We start from the raw sequence: 14,907 nt of genomic DNA, 5'->3' as shown, positions 1-14,907 counted from the left end.
TACCAAGACTTTAAGTTCTTCCATTTGAGCTACTGTTGGCTCTTCTGTTTGGTATTGAGCCATGAGGCGTTTCAAAGCACCACGTTGGTCAAAAGCAAGAGCTGAGATGATACCATTTTCATCAGAGAGTTTTTGCATACAAGCGCGTTTATTTTCTGTTAAAACCATTTTATACCTCTTTCACTACTAGTTGGTCATATAGGCCTTGATAGTTTGCCATATTGACATGACCAGTCATTTTTTCTTGAGCATTTAGCATACCAAGGACATTCGCCTTAGTCAGTAATTCTTGATCAGATTCTTTATGGAACAATCCTGAAGCAATACCTGCTACTGTAGAATCACCAGATCCAACTGGGTTTACAACTTGGATTCTTGGAATATCTACTTTATAGAAAGTGTCCCCGTGCTTAGCAAAGGCACCATTAGCACCTAAGGAAACGATGATCCACTCAATTCCTTCAAATAGGGGCTCTTCAAGAACCTCTTTTAATTCATCCAAATCTTTAGAAATTTCTCTTCCTAAAAGTTGAGACAATTCTTCATTATTTGGTTTGATAACTGTTGGCTTATGTGGAGATTCAAGAACCGCCTGAAGTGAAGCTCCTGAACAGTCCAAGACAACAGGTTTACCAGCTTGGTTAGCAAGTTCAACCAGACTAGCATAATAATCCACTGGTAGTCCTGCTGGTAGACTACCTGAAATGGCCACTACCTCTACAGTCTCTAAAAGTTCTTTGAAATGAGCCAAGAAATCTTGACCTTCTTTTTCTTGAACTTCAGGACCTTTTTCTAGGATTTCTGTTTGGTTTTCTCCATGTAGAATTGCGATACAGTTACGAGTTTCACCTTGAATAGAGAAGAAACGTTTGCTTACTTTATCATCAATATTTTCTACTAAAAAATCACCAAGTTTACCACCGACAAGTCCTGTTGCGACTACGGAGTCACCAAATTCTGATAGGACCCGAGTAACATTAAGACCTTTACCACCAGCCGTTTTCGTAACATCTACAACACGGTTGACAGTGTCAATTTTTAATTCATCCAAAGGATAGGAAATATCAATGGATGGGTTCATTGTGACTGTTAAAATCATAAGTCACCTCTTAGTCGTGGTATTCACCACGATCCCATTTTTCAAGGAACTCTGTAAAGAAGTTGGCATCAGTTTGATGGTCGTTATGAGTTTCAACGTGTTGAATTTTAGCGATCAATTTTTTGTTTTCTTCAGATGGTTTGTATTCAGCGTTGATGAAAGCATCAATGATATCACACATGAGCAATTCACCAGTGATTTTACCACCAAATCCGATTACGTTGGCATTCAATTGTTCTTTTGCATATAAAGCTGTTGTCATATCGCGAACCAAAGCAGAACGAACACCTGGAACCTTGTTAACAGCGTTATTGATACCTACACCAGTACCACAGATACATACACCAAGATCAGCTTGGCCACTAACTACTGCTTCACCAACTTTTTTACCAAAGATTGGGTAGTGTGTACGAGCGTGGTCATAAGTACCAAAGTCGATGACTTCATGTCCTTTTGATTTCAAAAATTCTGAAACCGCCATTTTTTCATTTGTTACGATGTGGTCACATCCAATTGCAATTCTCATTTTTATCTTACCTTTCTTTCAATATAAAAATTAGCACATTTTGTTCAACATGTCGACACGGATTTGGTGACGACCGCCGTCATACTTACCATTTACAAAGCCTTTAGCGATGTTCTTAGCCAATTCGTCACCAACAAGTTGAGCACCCATAGTAATCATACGTGAGTTGTTGTGACCACGAGTCATATAAGCTGAACGTTCGTCAGATACTTCTGCAGCAACCATTCCTTTGATTTTAGTTGCAACCATAAATGGACCTGCACCATAAGCATCAATGACAATACCAAGGTTTTGTTCTTCTTTTTTAACTTCTTCAGCAACTGCAAGAGTTACATCAACGAAGTCTTGACCTTCAGCTGTAACATCCACAACGTGGAAGTTTTCTTTTTCCAAGAAATCTTTAACGACTTCTTTCAATCTCAAACCTGCAGCATCTGCACCAATAACAATAGACATATTGTATACTCCTTTTTTATATAGACCAGTAAAAATTTTTTGGTTCTGGAAAGAAAATGACCATCACCAAGTAGTTACTAGTAGTTTTTGTTGACTATTTTAGTTTAAGAATGATTTATCTAATCATTCTTTGTAACTTCTCCTTTGAGAAATTGGAAGAATAACTTGTTAAAACAAACACAAATTGTTCTTTCTAAACATAATATACTACTATTGTTTAAAAAAGTCAACAGTTTATGTTTGTTTTTGTTTATTTTTTAGAAAATTTCTATATCAAAACCAATTTGATCACTTTGACCTGGATTTAAGATTCGAACATTTTTCTTATCTTCTAGATGATCGCCCTCTTCGAGTGAAGTTGACAAACCTGACCAAGGTTCCAGAGCAAGGAAAGGACCTTTATTAAGCGTTGACCAAACGATGAGGTTTGGAAACTCTTCAAAGTCCAGTTTTAATCCCTTATCATGCTTACGTGACCGTAAGGAAACAGAGCGCGAGGTTAATTCATCTAACGTCACAGCATCATAGCTAAAGAAATCATAGTTTAGATCCAATTCTTTTTGCTCTTTTAACCAGCTACTTCTATCTTGAAAATCTAACATCCCTGTTTCTGGGAATGGTTTGGGAACTGTACAAGTTTCTGGCTTTTCAAATTCAAGATAGTAGTCTTCATAAGCTTCATCATCAAATAAAGGACAGTTAAAGCCTGGATGTCCACCAATAAAATATGGCATTTTCTTATCTGTTTCCTTATTGGTAACTTGATACTGTGTTCGAATAGTCTTTCCAGTAACAGTATAAGTTATTTCTAGTCGAAAATGATAGGGATAATTCTCATACATGTCTTGGTCATCTTCGATAGCAAAGGTGACAGAATTCTCTGTTTGTTCTACTAATTCAAATTCTTTTTTTCGAACCAAACCATGACGTGGAATTTTACCTTTTACTTGACTATCATCTTCTTGATCATACAAGACAGTATCATTTCTAACGGATCCACAAATTGGAAATAGAACAGGTGCTTGTCCACTCCAGTAAGTTGGATCACCTTGCCACAAATACTCAATACCATCTTTGTCTTTTATCGAAGAAAGTGCACCACCAAAAGTTTGAAACTGTACACTTAACTGTTCTGTTTTTAATTCAATCATTAGAATTACCTCCATTTATTTAAGGCCTAAAAAACTAGGCTGTCGACTCCAGATTTGGAAACTGACAACCTAGTTTTTACAATTTACATTTTTAGGAGCGAATTATTTTGCGTTTGCTGCGTATTCTTCATTACGTTTGATCATTTGTTTTCTGTACCATGCAAAGATACCAACGTAGAATACTAGGAATACTAATGCGCCAAGGATAGCTTTGATATCACCAGTTGTAGCGTTACCAATTGCCCAACCAAATAGTTTTTCGATTGGTCCTTCAAGAGTTGAGTGAGTAATCAATTGAGTTTGGCTTACACCTTCTGGGAAGGCACCTACACCTTTAGCAAGTTCTGTTGCAAATGGTGCGATAAGTGTACCTGAAAGAAGGAAGAGTGGCAACAAGAGTGTTCCGAAGATAATCATACGAAGCAATTTACCACGAGTAACTACCAAGAGAGCTGGAGTTACACCCATTGCAATGATACCAGCAAGTGGCAAGATACCATTTCCGACATTTGAAAGAAGCACTGCTTCAACCAACATGATTGGTGCAAGTACGTTAGCACAAGCCCAGATTTCAGCACGACCAGCGATAAATGGCCAGTCAAGACCGATATTGAATTTACGTCCTTGAAGACGTTTAGTAGCAACGTTTGTAATACCTTGTGAAAGTGGTTCTACGGCTGCGATGAACCATGAACCGATCAATGAGAAGAGCTCCAAGCAGACACCGGCAGTCAAACCAAGTGACAACCAACCTTTAATAACAAGTTCCCATTTATCAGCACCTTCAACACCAGGAACTGGATGTGGAGTTCCCATCAAACCGATAACGATACCAAGGATGAAACCGATGAAGAATTTAGATCCCCAGAAACCGATTCGTTTATTCAATTTAGCAGCGTCAAAGTCGTATTTATCAAGACCTGGGAAGAGTTTATCAAAAATCTTATCCAAAACCATGATAACTGGGTTCATCATGTAGTTCATGTGAGTTGAAGTCATTGGTGATGAACTTGGTGCGTTAAGAAGGTCATCAAATGTTGGTTTCATCAAGTCAGAGTTGATGATTTTAAGAACCCCAACAAGAACAACTGCTGCAGTCGCGATGAAGAGTGAAACTCCTTGGCTAACTCCATTGTTGTCAGCGTACCATTTGATCAAAAGACCTGTGATAGACAAGTGCCAGATATCAAAGATATCGACGTCAAGTGTATCAGTTTTCTTCATTGCAAGCATTACAATGTTGACGATCAACATCACAAGCAAGAAGTAAAGTGTCCAAGCTGAACCCCAAGTGATTGTAGCAAGTGGTGCCCAACCAACGTCGGTAATATTCAATTGAATACCAGTGTTTTCAACGAATTTTGCAAGAGACGCTGAGAAAGCACCATTTAACATACCGATGATAGCACCGATACCAGTAAGAGCGATGGCAAGTTTGATACCACCTTCAAGCGCTTTGGAGAATTTCACTCCAAAAAGTAGAGCCAATAAAGTCAAAATGATCAGCATGATGATCGGTCCACCCATTTCCAAGATAGGTTTGAACAGCTTATTGGCTAGTTCGATAATGATATCCATAATTTTCCTCCCTTTATTTTTATGGAATATTTACAAATTAATAATTAACTTAGACCATGTTCTTTGATAGCTGCTTCAATATTGTCATAAACTGGAGCGCTCATAGCTGGAATACGGAACAAGATTGGTCCTGCTTCAACGACTGGAATACCTGGTTCAAAACCTAAATCAGTAGCAGCGATTGGTGTGAAGATATCATAACCTTTAATCAAGTCTTCATTGACATCTTTTACCATAACAGCATCACATTGAACATCGTACCCACGGTTAGAAAGTTCTTCTTCAAGAGCACTTTTAATTTGGTGGCTTGAGTTAACACCTGCACCACAAGCAGCAAGAATTTTAATCATTTGGATTTCCTCCGTTTTTATATAAAAATTATTAACAAATTAAGCAGTCGCTTCTGAGATGTATTGGAACAAAGCTTCAGGTTCCGTAATCTTAGACAGCGCTTCAAGATGACCATTGCCTGTAAAGAAGTCCATCAACTGTGCAAGTATATTTGTTTGACTTGAACTTGAATTGTTGATGATAAAGAAGAGTAATGATACTTCTACTTCCTTATCAGGTGCAATCATATTGTGGAACGTGACTGGTTTTTCCAGACGAACCACGACAACATTTTCAGTTAGATTATGAATTGTATCAGTATGAGGGATAGCTACGTTAGGCAAATCCTTCCCTAAAAACTCCATATCCAAACCAGTTGGGAACGATTTTTCACGTTCAATCAAGGCCGATCGATAGGTCTCTGTAACAACTTTCTTTTCTTCCAGTAGGGTTGCAACTTGATCGAAAAGTTGCTCTTGATTATCTGCTTCTAAGCAAAAGACTAGGTCTTTGTCAAAGAAATGATCTAATCCCATGACCTTCTCCCTTCATATTTAACTTTTATGGTACAAGTATAACACTATATGAAACCGTTGTCAATCTTTTTTTGTTGCATTTTGTTTGATATTTATTTTTTTTGTTTACGAATTAAACATTTAATGATTTCAAACATATTTTTTATAAATTTCTTAATAAGTAAAACAAAAAAACAGGAAGTACTCCTGTTTTCACGATGTTAACTCTTTTTATTGGTCCAACTTTCTTCCACCATTGGAAGAAGATTTTTTAATACCTCTGGAACACCTTCCAGAGAAACATATCTAAACTTACCATCATCAGATTTAAATACCCAGATAATTAAGTATTTACCATTTTTAGCAATACAGTTTACTACATAGGCCTCATAGCCACCGATAGTTGATTTTGACCCCCATACCTTGGAAAAGTCTTGACTTTTCTGTTTAGATTCATAAATACTAGTTGAGATTTGAACAGTTTCAAGCGCAGCGTACTCACTTTCACTAATACCAAACTGCTCTGGTTTAAAGGTATTGAGAGTTACAATATTGACATCCGTCCCATCACAATACTGAATGTCATCTCCACCTTCAATTTCTTTGAAATGAACCCATGATTTAGGAATTTTCACATATCCATAATCATCAGATCCAACTATTTGAGTTTCTTCCGTCTGCTTTTGCGATGAACTAGGCTCTTGACTTGAAACTTCTTGAACACTAGAAGAGGCTTCTGTCTTTACTTCATTTGTCTTCTCTGAATTGCTACAAGCAATTAGACTAAGACTACAAAGTAAAAGTGTAGATAAAGTTATTATTTTTTTCATGATAACTCTCCTTTCACTTCTATTTTAAAGTATGAAGAGAAAAGTGTCAAAAAATTACTGTATTTTGACACTTTACAAAATCAATTGAGTGATTCAAAAGAAAGAAAAAGATTGAAGAAAATTGTCCAAAATGGACTTTTCTTCAATCTAAATCAACTGATCGATTTATTACAATCTATGCTATTCTCACATAGCGACTATTCTTCATCCATGCTCAATACGCTGAGAAAGGCTTCTTGTGGGACTTCTACTGAACCGATGGCTTTCATGCGTTTCTTACCAGCTTTTTGTTTTTCAAGGAGTTTACGTTTACGAGAAACGTCACCACCGTAACATTTAGCAAGCACATTTTTACGAAGAGCTTTAATATCTGTACGCGCGACAATCTTGTGCCCAATAGCTGCTTGGATCGGAACTTCAAATTGTTGACGAGGAATGATTTTCTTGAGCTTATCAACGATGAGTTTCCCACGTTCGTAGGCAAAGTCCTTGTGAACGATAAAGCTAAGAGCATCCACCTTATCACCATTAAGAAGGATATCCATTTTCACCAGCTTAGATGGACGATACTCTGACAATTCGTAATCAAAGCTTGCATAACCGCGTGTCGAAGATTTTAGTTTATCGAAGAAGTCAAAGACAATTTCAGCTAGTGGGATTTGATAGATAACATTAACACGATTGTCATCGATATAATCCATGGTCACAAAGTCACCACGTTTGCGCTGAGCTAATTCCATTACTGCTCCGACGAATTCTTGCGGTACCATGATTTGTGCCTTAACATATGGTTCTTCGATAGTTGCAATCTTTGTAGGATCAGGAAACTCGGATGGGTTAGACACATCCATAGACTCACCATCAGTCTGATTAACCTTGTAGATAACAGATGGTGCAGTCATAATAAGGTCGATGTTAAACTCACGTTCCAAACGTTCCTGAATAACATCCATATGAAGAAGTCCAAGGAAACCACAACGGAAACCAAATCCAAGAGCCTGGGATGTTTCTGGTTCAAACTGCAAGCTAGCATCATTCAGTTGCAATTTTTCAAGAGCTTCACGAAGGTCGTTGTATTTATTTGACTCGATTGGATAGAGACCTGCGAAAACCATCGGATTCATCTGTTTGTATCCTGAAAGTGGTTCAGTCGCTGGATTTGTCGCCAAGGTTACTGTATCACCGACACGTGTGTCCTGAACAGTCTTGATTGAAGCCGCGATATAACCAACGTCACCTGTCGCAAGGAAGTCTCGTCCTACTGCTTTAGGTGTGAAAATTCCGACTTCAGTTACATCGAAGGTCTTACCATTGCTCATGAGCTGAATCTTATCACCAGGTTTGACTACTCCATCCATGACACGAACTTGGAGGATAACTCCACGATAGGCATCGTATACTGAGTCGAAAATCAAGGCTTTCAATGGTGCTGACACGTCACCAGTTGGGGCTGGAACTTTTTCGACAATTTGCTCGAGAATTTCTTCGATACCGATACCCGCCTTGGCTGAAGCCAATACTGCTTCGCTAGCGTCTAGACCAATGACATCTTCAATTTCTGTTCGCACGCGCTCTGGATCTGCTGCTGGTAGGTCAATTTTATTGATAACTGGGAGGATTTCCAAATCATTATCTAAAGCAAGATAGACGTTTGCCAGAGTTTGAGCCTCAATCCCTTGGGCAGCATCAACGACCAAAATAGCACCTTCACAGGCAGCTAGGGAACGTGAAACCTCATAGGTAAAGTCCACGTGTCCCGGTGTGTCAATCAAGTGGAAGATATAAGTCTCACCATCTTTAGCCGTATAATTAAGCTCGATAGCATTAAGCTTGATAGTAATTCCACGCTCACGCTCTAAATCCATACTATCAAGAAGTTGGGCCTGCATTTCACGACTGGAAACTGTCTCTGTCTTTTCCAAAATACGGTCTGCTAGTGTTGACTTTCCATGGTCAATATGGGCGATAATAGAGAAGTTACGAATCTTCTCCTGTCGTTTTTTCAATTCTTCTAAGTTCATCATTCCCTTCCTTTCAGGGTATCTATTAATTATAAATTGTTTTTAACATTTTGACAAGACCATACCCTGTTAGGAGTACTAATCTTCAGCAACAAAGCCGTCATTTTCAATGAAGTAATGTTCTGTCATACCTTGGTCGGTAAAGACAATACCGTGAAGGACACCACCGTAAACAGCTCCTCCATCCATTCCAATCTTACCGTCTTCTGTAATCCAAAGTTCAGATGTACCAGGTTTTTGATCCAACAAACCATAGACTGGTGTATGTCCAAAGACAATGGTTTTTCCAGTATGATTGGCTGCTTCGTGAAATGGTTTTCTGAGCCATACCTTCTTATAGTCAGTAGTATCGTGCCAATCATCCAAAGTCAAATCAATACCAGCATGTACAAAGATATACTTATCTGTTTCAATGACAAAAGGCATTTGACGGATAAACTCCACTAAGTCTGCTGCTTCTGTCTCAACTCGTTTAGCATCTGCTACTCCATCTACTGGTGCATCTAGTGGACGGCCTAAAATGGAATTAATGGTTGTATCCCCACCATTACGACGATAGTGGTCATAGCTTTCTTCAGGATTATCCAACCAAGTTAAAAACATATACTCGTGGTTCCCAGATAAGCAGATAGCTCCCTTGTTATCAACCAAATCCTTGACCATTTCAAGAACACGGCGGCTATCTTCTCCTCTATCAATCAAATCTCCAAGAAAGAGTAATTGAGTCTTGCCATCCCATGTTTTAAGTAAGTCTTCTAACATTCCAGCTTTTCCGTGGACATCACCAATTACATAATAGTCTGTCATTTATTTCTCCTTACTTTGTAATAATTCTCTCGCTTGATTCAATGCTGCTTCTGTCACATTCTCTCCAGCCAACATCTTAGCGACTTCTTCAATCCTTTCTTCAACTGTTAACAAGCGAACAGTTGATACCGTTGAATGTTCATTGCTAATCTTTTCAATAAAGAACTGATAATCTGCGATAGCAATAACTTGAGGAAGGTGAGATATGGCCAACACTTGTCCATTTTGTCCAATTTTGTGAATTTTTTGCGCGATGGCTTGAGCTACACGACCTGAAACTCCCGTATCCACCTCATCAAAGACGATACTGGTCTTGCCTTCCTTACGAGAAAAAGCGGACTTGATAGCTAACATTAAGCGAGACAACTCTCCACCAGAAGCTACTTTTACTAATGGTTTAAAATCTTCTCCAGGGTTGGTTGAAATGTAAAATTCAACACTCTCATTACCTTCACGACTGAATTTTCCTTGACTAAAACGAACTTGAAATTGTGCTTTCTCCATGTAAAGGTCTTGCAATTCTTGCTTGATTTCAGCTTCTAAGTCCTGTGCTATTTTATGGCGAGCTTGAGCAACCTGACCTGCTAGGTCCACAAGATTTTTTTCAAGTTTCTTGAGTTCGATTTCCATATCTTCAGAAGATAGATTATTTCCTGTTAGAAGATTGTATTCGTCTGTAATCTTGACAAAGTATTCTAGGACATCATCTACACTACCACCATACTTACGGGTAATGGTGTGAATCAAATCTAGTCGGCTTTCAACCTGCATCAGACGATTACCGTCAAAATCTAAATCATCAATAATGGATTCCAAGCGCTTGGTGATATCTTCTAGAACATAATAGGATTCAGAAAGTGTTCCTGAAATCTCACGATACTCTGGATCAAACTCTTCAAGACTTTCCATATCATTCATGGCCGAACGAACATTTGCCAGACTAGAAAACTCTTCATTATCCAACATACTGTAAGCATTAGTCAAAGTATCAGCGATATGTTTATGGTTCAGTAGTCTGTCTCTTTCTTGATTGAGAGTAACATCTTCACCAGCTTTCAAATTAGCCGCTTCAATCTCAGCCATCTGAAATTCCAACATCTCAATTCGCGCCTTGTGCTCTTGCTGATTTTTTTTGATGTCAAGCACTTGCTTGCGCATACGACGATAGTTGTCAAAGCTCATCTGATAGGCTTCTTTTAATTCAAAGAAAGAAGTATCTCCAAACTCATCCAACATCTGGATATGTCGATGAGGACGCATTAATTCTTCTTGGTCATGTTGACCATGAATATCAACTAGCTGTTGACCAATTGTCCTTAATACTGAAAGATTAACCATCTGTCCATTGACACGACTGACGCTACGGCCGTTTTGTAAAATTTCGCGACGAATAATGATTTCATCACTCAATTCTAATCCTTGTTCATCAAAAATTTCTTCTAGCGCGCGATTACTTTCAATTGAAAAAAGACCTTCAATTTCTGCTTTTGGAGCCCCATGACGAATGACTTCTGTTGTAGCTCGAGCTCCTAACATCATATTCATAGCGTCAATAATGATTGATTTACCCGCACCCGTTTCACCAGTTAAAACAGTCATCCCTTGTTCAAAGTTCAAAGAAATTGATTCGATGATAGCAAAATTTTTAATCGAAATTTCCAGTAACATATAATCCTACCAATTTTTAACTTGCTCAAAAATATCTTTGGCTGTTTCTTCACTTCTCAATACCATCAAGATGGAATTATCATCAGCAATACAGCTAAAAATTTGGTCAGAAAAAACAGTCATCAACTGACTCTTGACGAAAATAGTATTCCCTGGAATAACTTGCAAATTGATCATATGCCCCATGCGTTCAGCATGAATAATATTGTTTTCTGCCAACTGCAAGCTTCTAACGATTGATTTTGGTAATTCATAGATGTAAGTATTGTCCTTCAATGGAATTTTTACAATACCTAATTCTTTAATATCTCGGGAGACTGTTGCTTGAGTAGCAGAGATACCCGCTTCTCTCAAGTGTTCAACGATTTCTTCCTGGGTACCGATTTGATAATCTGTAACAAATCTTCTAATCTTCTCAAGTCTCTCTTTTTTATTCATCTTTAAATTCTCTATGTGCTTTCTCCACTATTTTTTCTATTTCAGAAGTAACCTGATTGATTGCGTGATCTTCTTTTCGCAAATAGGCTAAAAACTCGATATTCCCATGACCACCTTGAATAGGAGAATAGTCCAATCCTAAGACTGAAAATCCTTCATCAACTGCCATTTTAGTAACTGATTCTAAAACATTTTGGTGAACTTTGGCATCTCTGATAATTCCATTTTTACCAATCTGTTCTCGACCAGCCTCAAATTGAGGCTTAACTAGAGCAACAACCTGCCCTTGATCAGCTAAAACTCGGTGCAAAGCTGGTAAAATGAGGCCTAGGGAAATAAAACTAACATCAATACTGGCAAAACTTGGTTCCTGATTAAAGTCGGTCTTTTCAGCATAACGGAAATTAAACTGCTCCATACTGACAACACGAGGATCTTGACGTAATTTCCATGCCAGTTGGTTAGTACCAACATCAACTGCAAAAACTAGTTTAGCACCATTTTGCAACATGACATCCGTAAAACCTCCAGTTGAAGCTCCGATATCAATGGTCGTTTGTCCCTCAACTGATAGATCAAAAATATCTAGCGCCTTCTCAAGTTTCAAGCCACCACGACTAACATACTTAAGTTTCTCGCCCTTGAGTTTCAACTCTGTATCGTCAGGAATTTTTTCTCCTGGTTTATCAAATCGTTCGCCATTTAAAACAGCGACTACCAAACCAGCCATAACACCACGTTTGGCTTGTTCTCTTGTTTCAAATAAGCCTTGTTTGTAAGCTAATACATCTACTCTTTCCTTAGCCATTGATTCTCAAACTTTCTACTATTGTCACAATTGGTTCCTTGTCAAAGCTCACAACTTGGCTAATATCTTCTAGTTTCGCAGTAGCTTGATCCAAAGTTTGATTGCAAAACGCTATCGCCTGATCTAATCCCAACAATGCAGGATATGTTGACTTCTCAGCTTGCAAATCTTTCTGGGGTGTCTTGCCGATTTCCTCAAAACTTGCTGTAACATCAAGGACATCATCTCTCACTTGGAAAGCCAGGCCAATCAACTCGCCAACTGTTTTAAGCTGTTTCTGAAGATTTTCATCCAATCCAGCAATGATTCCAGCCGCTTGGAAAGGAAAAGCTAAAAGTTTACCCGTTTTATTAGCATGGATAGTCTGAAGTTCCTCTAAATTCAAGTGTTTTCCTTCGCCTTCCATATCTAAAACTTGTCCAGCTACCATCCCCATACTTCCAGAAGCAAGGGATAAATTAGATATTAAATCTACCTTGGTTTGACTAGGCAAATCAGCTTGAGCAATTAAAGCATAGGGATCCAAAAAAAGCGCATCCCCTGCTAAAATAGCTAGAGCTTCACCATACACCTTATGGTTGGTCAAACGCCCCCGACGAAAATCATCATTATCCATAGCAGGAAGATCATCATGAATCAAACTTCCAGTGTGAATCATCTCAAGCGCTGCTGCAACTTGAGCATGTTCCTGAGTGATTGGCACCTGCAAAGACTCCAAAACTTCTAAAAGTAAATAAGGACGAATCCTTTTTCCACCTGCATGTATGGAATAAAGAACAGCTTCTCTTAAACTGGACGCAAATTGTTGGTTGCCATAAAAGTCTTCAAGAGCTGACTCGACCAAAGCTAGTTTTTCCTGCTTGTTCATACCAGTTCACTTTCTGTTCCATCTTCTTGCATCACCTTGACCAAGGTCTTTTCAGCCTTATCAAGTGTTGCCTGCAATTCTTTGGATAAGAGCATTCCTTTTTGAAATGCAGAAATAGCATCTTCCAAAGCAATTTCACCATTTTCTAAGCTTTGAACAATCGTTTCAAGTTCTGCTAGATTTTCCTCAAATTTCTTTTGTTTTGACATCTTTAACCTCTAATTCTACTTGACCGTCCCGCATCAACAGTGATACTTGGTCATTTTCTTTCAGATCTTTCGCAGAAGCGACTACGACTTCTCCTTTTTTGACAATTGCATAACCTCTGGCTACAATTCGACTAGTATCTAGCATAAGGAGAGCTTCTGATAGGCGTTTTACTTCTGCTACTTTTGCATCATAGGTCACAGCCATCTGGCTTCGCAGCAGTTTCTTTAATTGCTGGATATGATCCTGATAACGCTGGATTTTGATGATTGGTGATAATTGTTCCAAACGGTGGACTTGTTCTTGCACCTTTTGTTGATTACGAACCAATTCGGCATTCAGTCCTTGCTTCAGTCGCAGCTGTAACTGATCTAAGCGTTGTAGATAGCCGTCATATAAACGCTCTGGTTGTCTGAAGATAACTGATTGACTGAGGATTCTCACAGCTTCTTGTTTCTTTGACAAGGTATGCTTAACCGCTGTAGTCATGCGTTTTTCTTGATTCTGAAGATAGGTCAAAAGATCTAACTTAGTTACTGGTGTAGCGAGTTCAGCAGCAGCTGTCGGCGTTGCCGCTCTCTTATCAGCAACAAAATCAGCCAAGGTGACATCTGTTTCATGACCTACACTCGAAATAATCGGTAAACGAGATTCAAAAATAGCCCTTACAACAATCTCTTCATTAAAGGCCCAAAGATCTTCAATGGATCCACCACCACGGCCAATAATCAGAACATCTAAGTCAGCTCGTTCATTGGCTCTCGCAATATTACGAGCAATTTCCTCTGCAGCACCCTCACCTTGAACCTTGGTAGGATATAAAATAATTTCAACACCTGGAAAGCGTCTACTGACTGTAGTGATGATATCTTGGATAACAGCACCACTTCGACTGGTCACCACACCTATTTTTTTTGAAAATTGTGGTAAAGATTGTTTAAAGCGTTCTTGAAATAAACCTTCTTCTGCCAGTTTCTTCTTAAGCTGTTCAAATTGGATAGCCAAGGCACCAACACCATCAGGTTCAGCTTTTTCAATAATAATCGAATAGCTTCCACTTGGCTCATAGACTTGGACACGACCAACCACATTGATCTTCATCCCTTCTTCCAAATCAAAACCTAGTTTCTGATAAATACCTGACCAAATGGTTGCCTGAATAACTGCACGATCATCCTTAAGAGAAAAATACTGATGCGTTGGACGCTTGCGGAAGTTAGAGACTTGACCAGTTAAATAGACCCGTTCCAAGTAGGGGTCTTTATCGAATTTCATTTTTAAATACTTGGTCAAAGTTGTAACCGATAAATACTTTTCCATCTCTACCTCCTTCTTTTCTCTAGTTTTTCCTGGGTATTATTATACCAAAAATATGCTTAAAAATCTTGATTCACTTGGATTCTTTTCAATAATAAGTATAAAACTAAAACAATGATAAAGTGGTTTATTTGTTTTTCATATAATAATCTTTATGCAATATACAGCTATTCTAACAATTATACAATAAATAAAGAGTTTAATACAAAGGTATAGCTCATAACAAAAAAAGGCTCTATAATATTTGTAGTGGGTAAATCCCCTATGGATCTTATGGAGCCTATTTTT

General features: G+C 38.4%; 16 protein-coding genes and 1 pseudogene. All 17 read right to left on the bottom strand.

What is annotated here, in order from left to right; all coding sequences use genetic code 11:
• Window positions 1-168: pseudogene (locus ADH81_RS10635) on the bottom strand (tagatose-bisphosphate aldolase); the annotation flags it as partial.
• A 1-nt stretch (window position 169) separates the two neighbouring features.
• Window positions 170-1,099: a tagatose-6-phosphate kinase gene (locus ADH81_RS02545; protein WP_049526280.1), complete on the bottom strand. Its 930-nt coding sequence runs from the start codon at window positions 1,097-1,099 to the stop codon at window positions 170-172.
• Window positions 1,100-1,109: 10 nt separating this feature from the next.
• Window positions 1,110-1,625 carry a galactose-6-phosphate isomerase subunit LacB gene (gene lacB, locus ADH81_RS02540; protein ID WP_049526277.1) on the bottom strand — a complete coding sequence of 172 codons (516 nt, stop codon included), beginning with the start codon at window positions 1,623-1,625 and terminating at the stop codon, window positions 1,110-1,112.
• Window positions 1,626-1,655: 30 nt separating this feature from the next.
• Window positions 1,656-2,081 carry a galactose-6-phosphate isomerase subunit LacA gene (gene lacA, locus ADH81_RS02535; RefSeq protein ID WP_000029280.1) on the bottom strand — a complete coding sequence of 142 codons (426 nt, stop codon included), beginning with the start codon at window positions 2,079-2,081 and terminating at the stop codon, window positions 1,656-1,658.
• A gap of 257 nt (window positions 2,082-2,338) precedes the next feature.
• On the bottom strand, window positions 2,339-3,232 hold the full coding sequence (locus ADH81_RS10630) for an aldose 1-epimerase family protein (RefSeq protein ID WP_075228560.1): 894 nt from the start codon (window positions 3,230-3,232) through the stop codon (window positions 2,339-2,341).
• Between the two features lie 102 nt (window positions 3,233-3,334).
• Window positions 3,335-4,810 (bottom strand): PTS galactitol transporter subunit IIC, encoded by a 1,476-nt coding sequence (locus ADH81_RS02525; RefSeq protein ID WP_045763399.1) that lies wholly within the window; start codon window positions 4,808-4,810, stop codon window positions 3,335-3,337.
• Window positions 4,811-4,854: 44 nt separating this feature from the next.
• On the bottom strand, window positions 4,855-5,160 hold the full coding sequence (locus ADH81_RS02520; RefSeq protein ID WP_000590576.1) for a PTS sugar transporter subunit IIB: 306 nt from the start codon (window positions 5,158-5,160) through the stop codon (window positions 4,855-4,857).
• A gap of 39 nt (window positions 5,161-5,199) precedes the next feature.
• Window positions 5,200-5,676, bottom strand: a complete 477-nt coding sequence (locus tag ADH81_RS02515) for a PTS sugar transporter subunit IIA (protein WP_000521965.1) — start codon at window positions 5,674-5,676, stop codon at window positions 5,200-5,202.
• A gap of 200 nt (window positions 5,677-5,876) precedes the next feature.
• Window positions 5,877-6,485: a hypothetical protein gene (locus ADH81_RS02510; protein ID WP_049504634.1), complete on the bottom strand. Its 609-nt coding sequence runs from the start codon at window positions 6,483-6,485 to the stop codon at window positions 5,877-5,879.
• Window positions 6,486-6,682: 197 nt separating this feature from the next.
• A complete protein-coding gene (lepA, locus tag ADH81_RS02505; RefSeq protein ID WP_049510208.1) occupies window positions 6,683-8,506 on the bottom strand; it encodes a translation elongation factor 4 in 1,824 nt (607 codons plus the stop codon).
• Window positions 8,507-8,584: 78 nt separating this feature from the next.
• A complete protein-coding gene (locus tag ADH81_RS02500; RefSeq protein ID WP_049526276.1) occupies window positions 8,585-9,313 on the bottom strand; it encodes a metallophosphoesterase family protein in 729 nt (242 codons plus the stop codon).
• Window positions 9,314-10,981: a DNA repair protein RecN gene (gene recN, locus ADH81_RS02495; protein ID WP_049526274.1), complete on the bottom strand. Its 1,668-nt coding sequence runs from the start codon at window positions 10,979-10,981 to the stop codon at window positions 9,314-9,316.
• A gap of 6 nt (window positions 10,982-10,987) precedes the next feature.
• The gene (locus tag ADH81_RS02490; RefSeq protein WP_049526273.1) at window positions 10,988-11,419 is read right to left on the bottom strand and encodes an arginine repressor; all 432 of its coding nucleotides are present in this window, start codon (window positions 11,417-11,419) and stop codon (window positions 10,988-10,990) included.
• Entirely contained in the window at window positions 11,412-12,227 is an 816-nt protein-coding gene (locus ADH81_RS02485; protein WP_049526271.1) for a TlyA family RNA methyltransferase, read from the bottom strand. Before ADH81_RS02485 ends, ADH81_RS02490 begins: the two co-directional genes overlap by 8 nt.
• The gene (locus tag ADH81_RS02480; protein ID WP_049526269.1) at window positions 12,220-13,095 is read right to left on the bottom strand and encodes a polyprenyl synthetase family protein; all 876 of its coding nucleotides are present in this window, start codon (window positions 13,093-13,095) and stop codon (window positions 12,220-12,222) included. The genes ADH81_RS02485 and ADH81_RS02480 overlap by 8 nt, the downstream gene beginning before the upstream one ends.
• Window positions 13,092-13,304 carry an exodeoxyribonuclease VII small subunit gene (locus ADH81_RS02475; RefSeq protein ID WP_000043228.1) on the bottom strand — a complete coding sequence of 71 codons (213 nt, stop codon included), beginning with the start codon at window positions 13,302-13,304 and terminating at the stop codon, window positions 13,092-13,094. Before ADH81_RS02475 ends, ADH81_RS02480 begins: the two co-directional genes overlap by 4 nt.
• A complete protein-coding gene (gene xseA / locus ADH81_RS02470) occupies window positions 13,282-14,622 on the bottom strand; it encodes an exodeoxyribonuclease VII large subunit (RefSeq protein WP_049526267.1) in 1,341 nt (446 codons plus the stop codon). The genes ADH81_RS02475 and xseA overlap by 23 nt, the downstream gene beginning before the upstream one ends.
• Window positions 14,623-14,907 lie beyond the last annotated feature (285 nt).

The organism is Streptococcus pseudopneumoniae (assembly GCF_001072925.1).
GTDB lineage: Bacteria > Bacillota > Bacilli > Lactobacillales > Streptococcaceae > Streptococcus > Streptococcus pseudopneumoniae_Q.
The sequence above is the reverse complement of the archived record's forward strand: the minus strand, read 5'-3'. Positions and strand labels throughout refer to the sequence as shown.

What these genes read in the sequence shown, in the direction of transcription:
- ADH81_RS02545 (WP_049526280.1), bottom strand. Translation starts at nt 1,099, where the DNA reads ATGATTTTAACAGTCACAATGAACCCATCCATTGATATTTCCTATCCT.
- lacB (WP_049526277.1), bottom strand. Translation starts at nt 1,625, where the DNA reads ATGAGAATTGCAATTGGATGTGACCACATCGTAACAAATGAAAAAATG.
- lacA (WP_000029280.1), bottom strand. Translation starts at nt 2,081, where the DNA reads ATGTCTATTGTTATTGGTGCAGATGCTGCAGGTTTGAGATTGAAAGAA.
- ADH81_RS10630 (WP_075228560.1), bottom strand. Translation starts at nt 3,232, where the DNA reads ATGATTGAATTAAAAACAGAACAGTTAAGTGTACAGTTTCAAACTTTT.
- ADH81_RS02525 (WP_045763399.1), bottom strand. Translation starts at nt 4,810, where the DNA reads ATGGATATCATTATCGAACTAGCCAATAAGCTGTTCAAACCTATCTTG.
- ADH81_RS02520 (WP_000590576.1), bottom strand. Translation starts at nt 5,160, where the DNA reads ATGATTAAAATTCTTGCTGCTTGTGGTGCAGGTGTTAACTCAAGCCAC.
- ADH81_RS02515 (WP_000521965.1), bottom strand. Translation starts at nt 5,676, where the DNA reads ATGGGATTAGATCATTTCTTTGACAAAGACCTAGTCTTTTGCTTAGAA.
- ADH81_RS02510 (WP_049504634.1), bottom strand. Translation starts at nt 6,485, where the DNA reads ATGAAAAAAATAATAACTTTATCTACACTTTTACTTTGTAGTCTTAGT.
- lepA (WP_049510208.1), bottom strand. Translation starts at nt 8,506, where the DNA reads ATGAACTTAGAAGAATTGAAAAAACGACAGGAGAAGATTCGTAACTTC.
- ADH81_RS02500 (WP_049526276.1), bottom strand. Translation starts at nt 9,313, where the DNA reads ATGACAGACTATTATGTAATTGGTGATGTCCACGGAAAAGCTGGAATG.
- recN (WP_049526274.1), bottom strand. Translation starts at nt 10,981, where the DNA reads ATGTTACTGGAAATTTCGATTAAAAATTTTGCTATCATCGAATCAATT.
- ADH81_RS02490 (WP_049526273.1), bottom strand. Translation starts at nt 11,419, where the DNA reads ATGAATAAAAAAGAGAGACTTGAGAAGATTAGAAGATTTGTTACAGAT.
- ADH81_RS02485 (WP_049526271.1), bottom strand. Translation starts at nt 12,227, where the DNA reads ATGGCTAAGGAAAGAGTAGATGTATTAGCTTACAAACAAGGCTTATTT.
- ADH81_RS02480 (WP_049526269.1), bottom strand. Translation starts at nt 13,095, where the DNA reads ATGAACAAGCAGGAAAAACTAGCTTTGGTCGAGTCAGCTCTTGAAGAC.
- ADH81_RS02475 (WP_000043228.1), bottom strand. Translation starts at nt 13,304, where the DNA reads ATGTCAAAACAAAAGAAATTTGAGGAAAATCTAGCAGAACTTGAAACG.
- xseA (WP_049526267.1), bottom strand. Translation starts at nt 14,622, where the DNA reads ATGGAAAAGTATTTATCGGTTACAACTTTGACCAAGTATTTAAAAATG.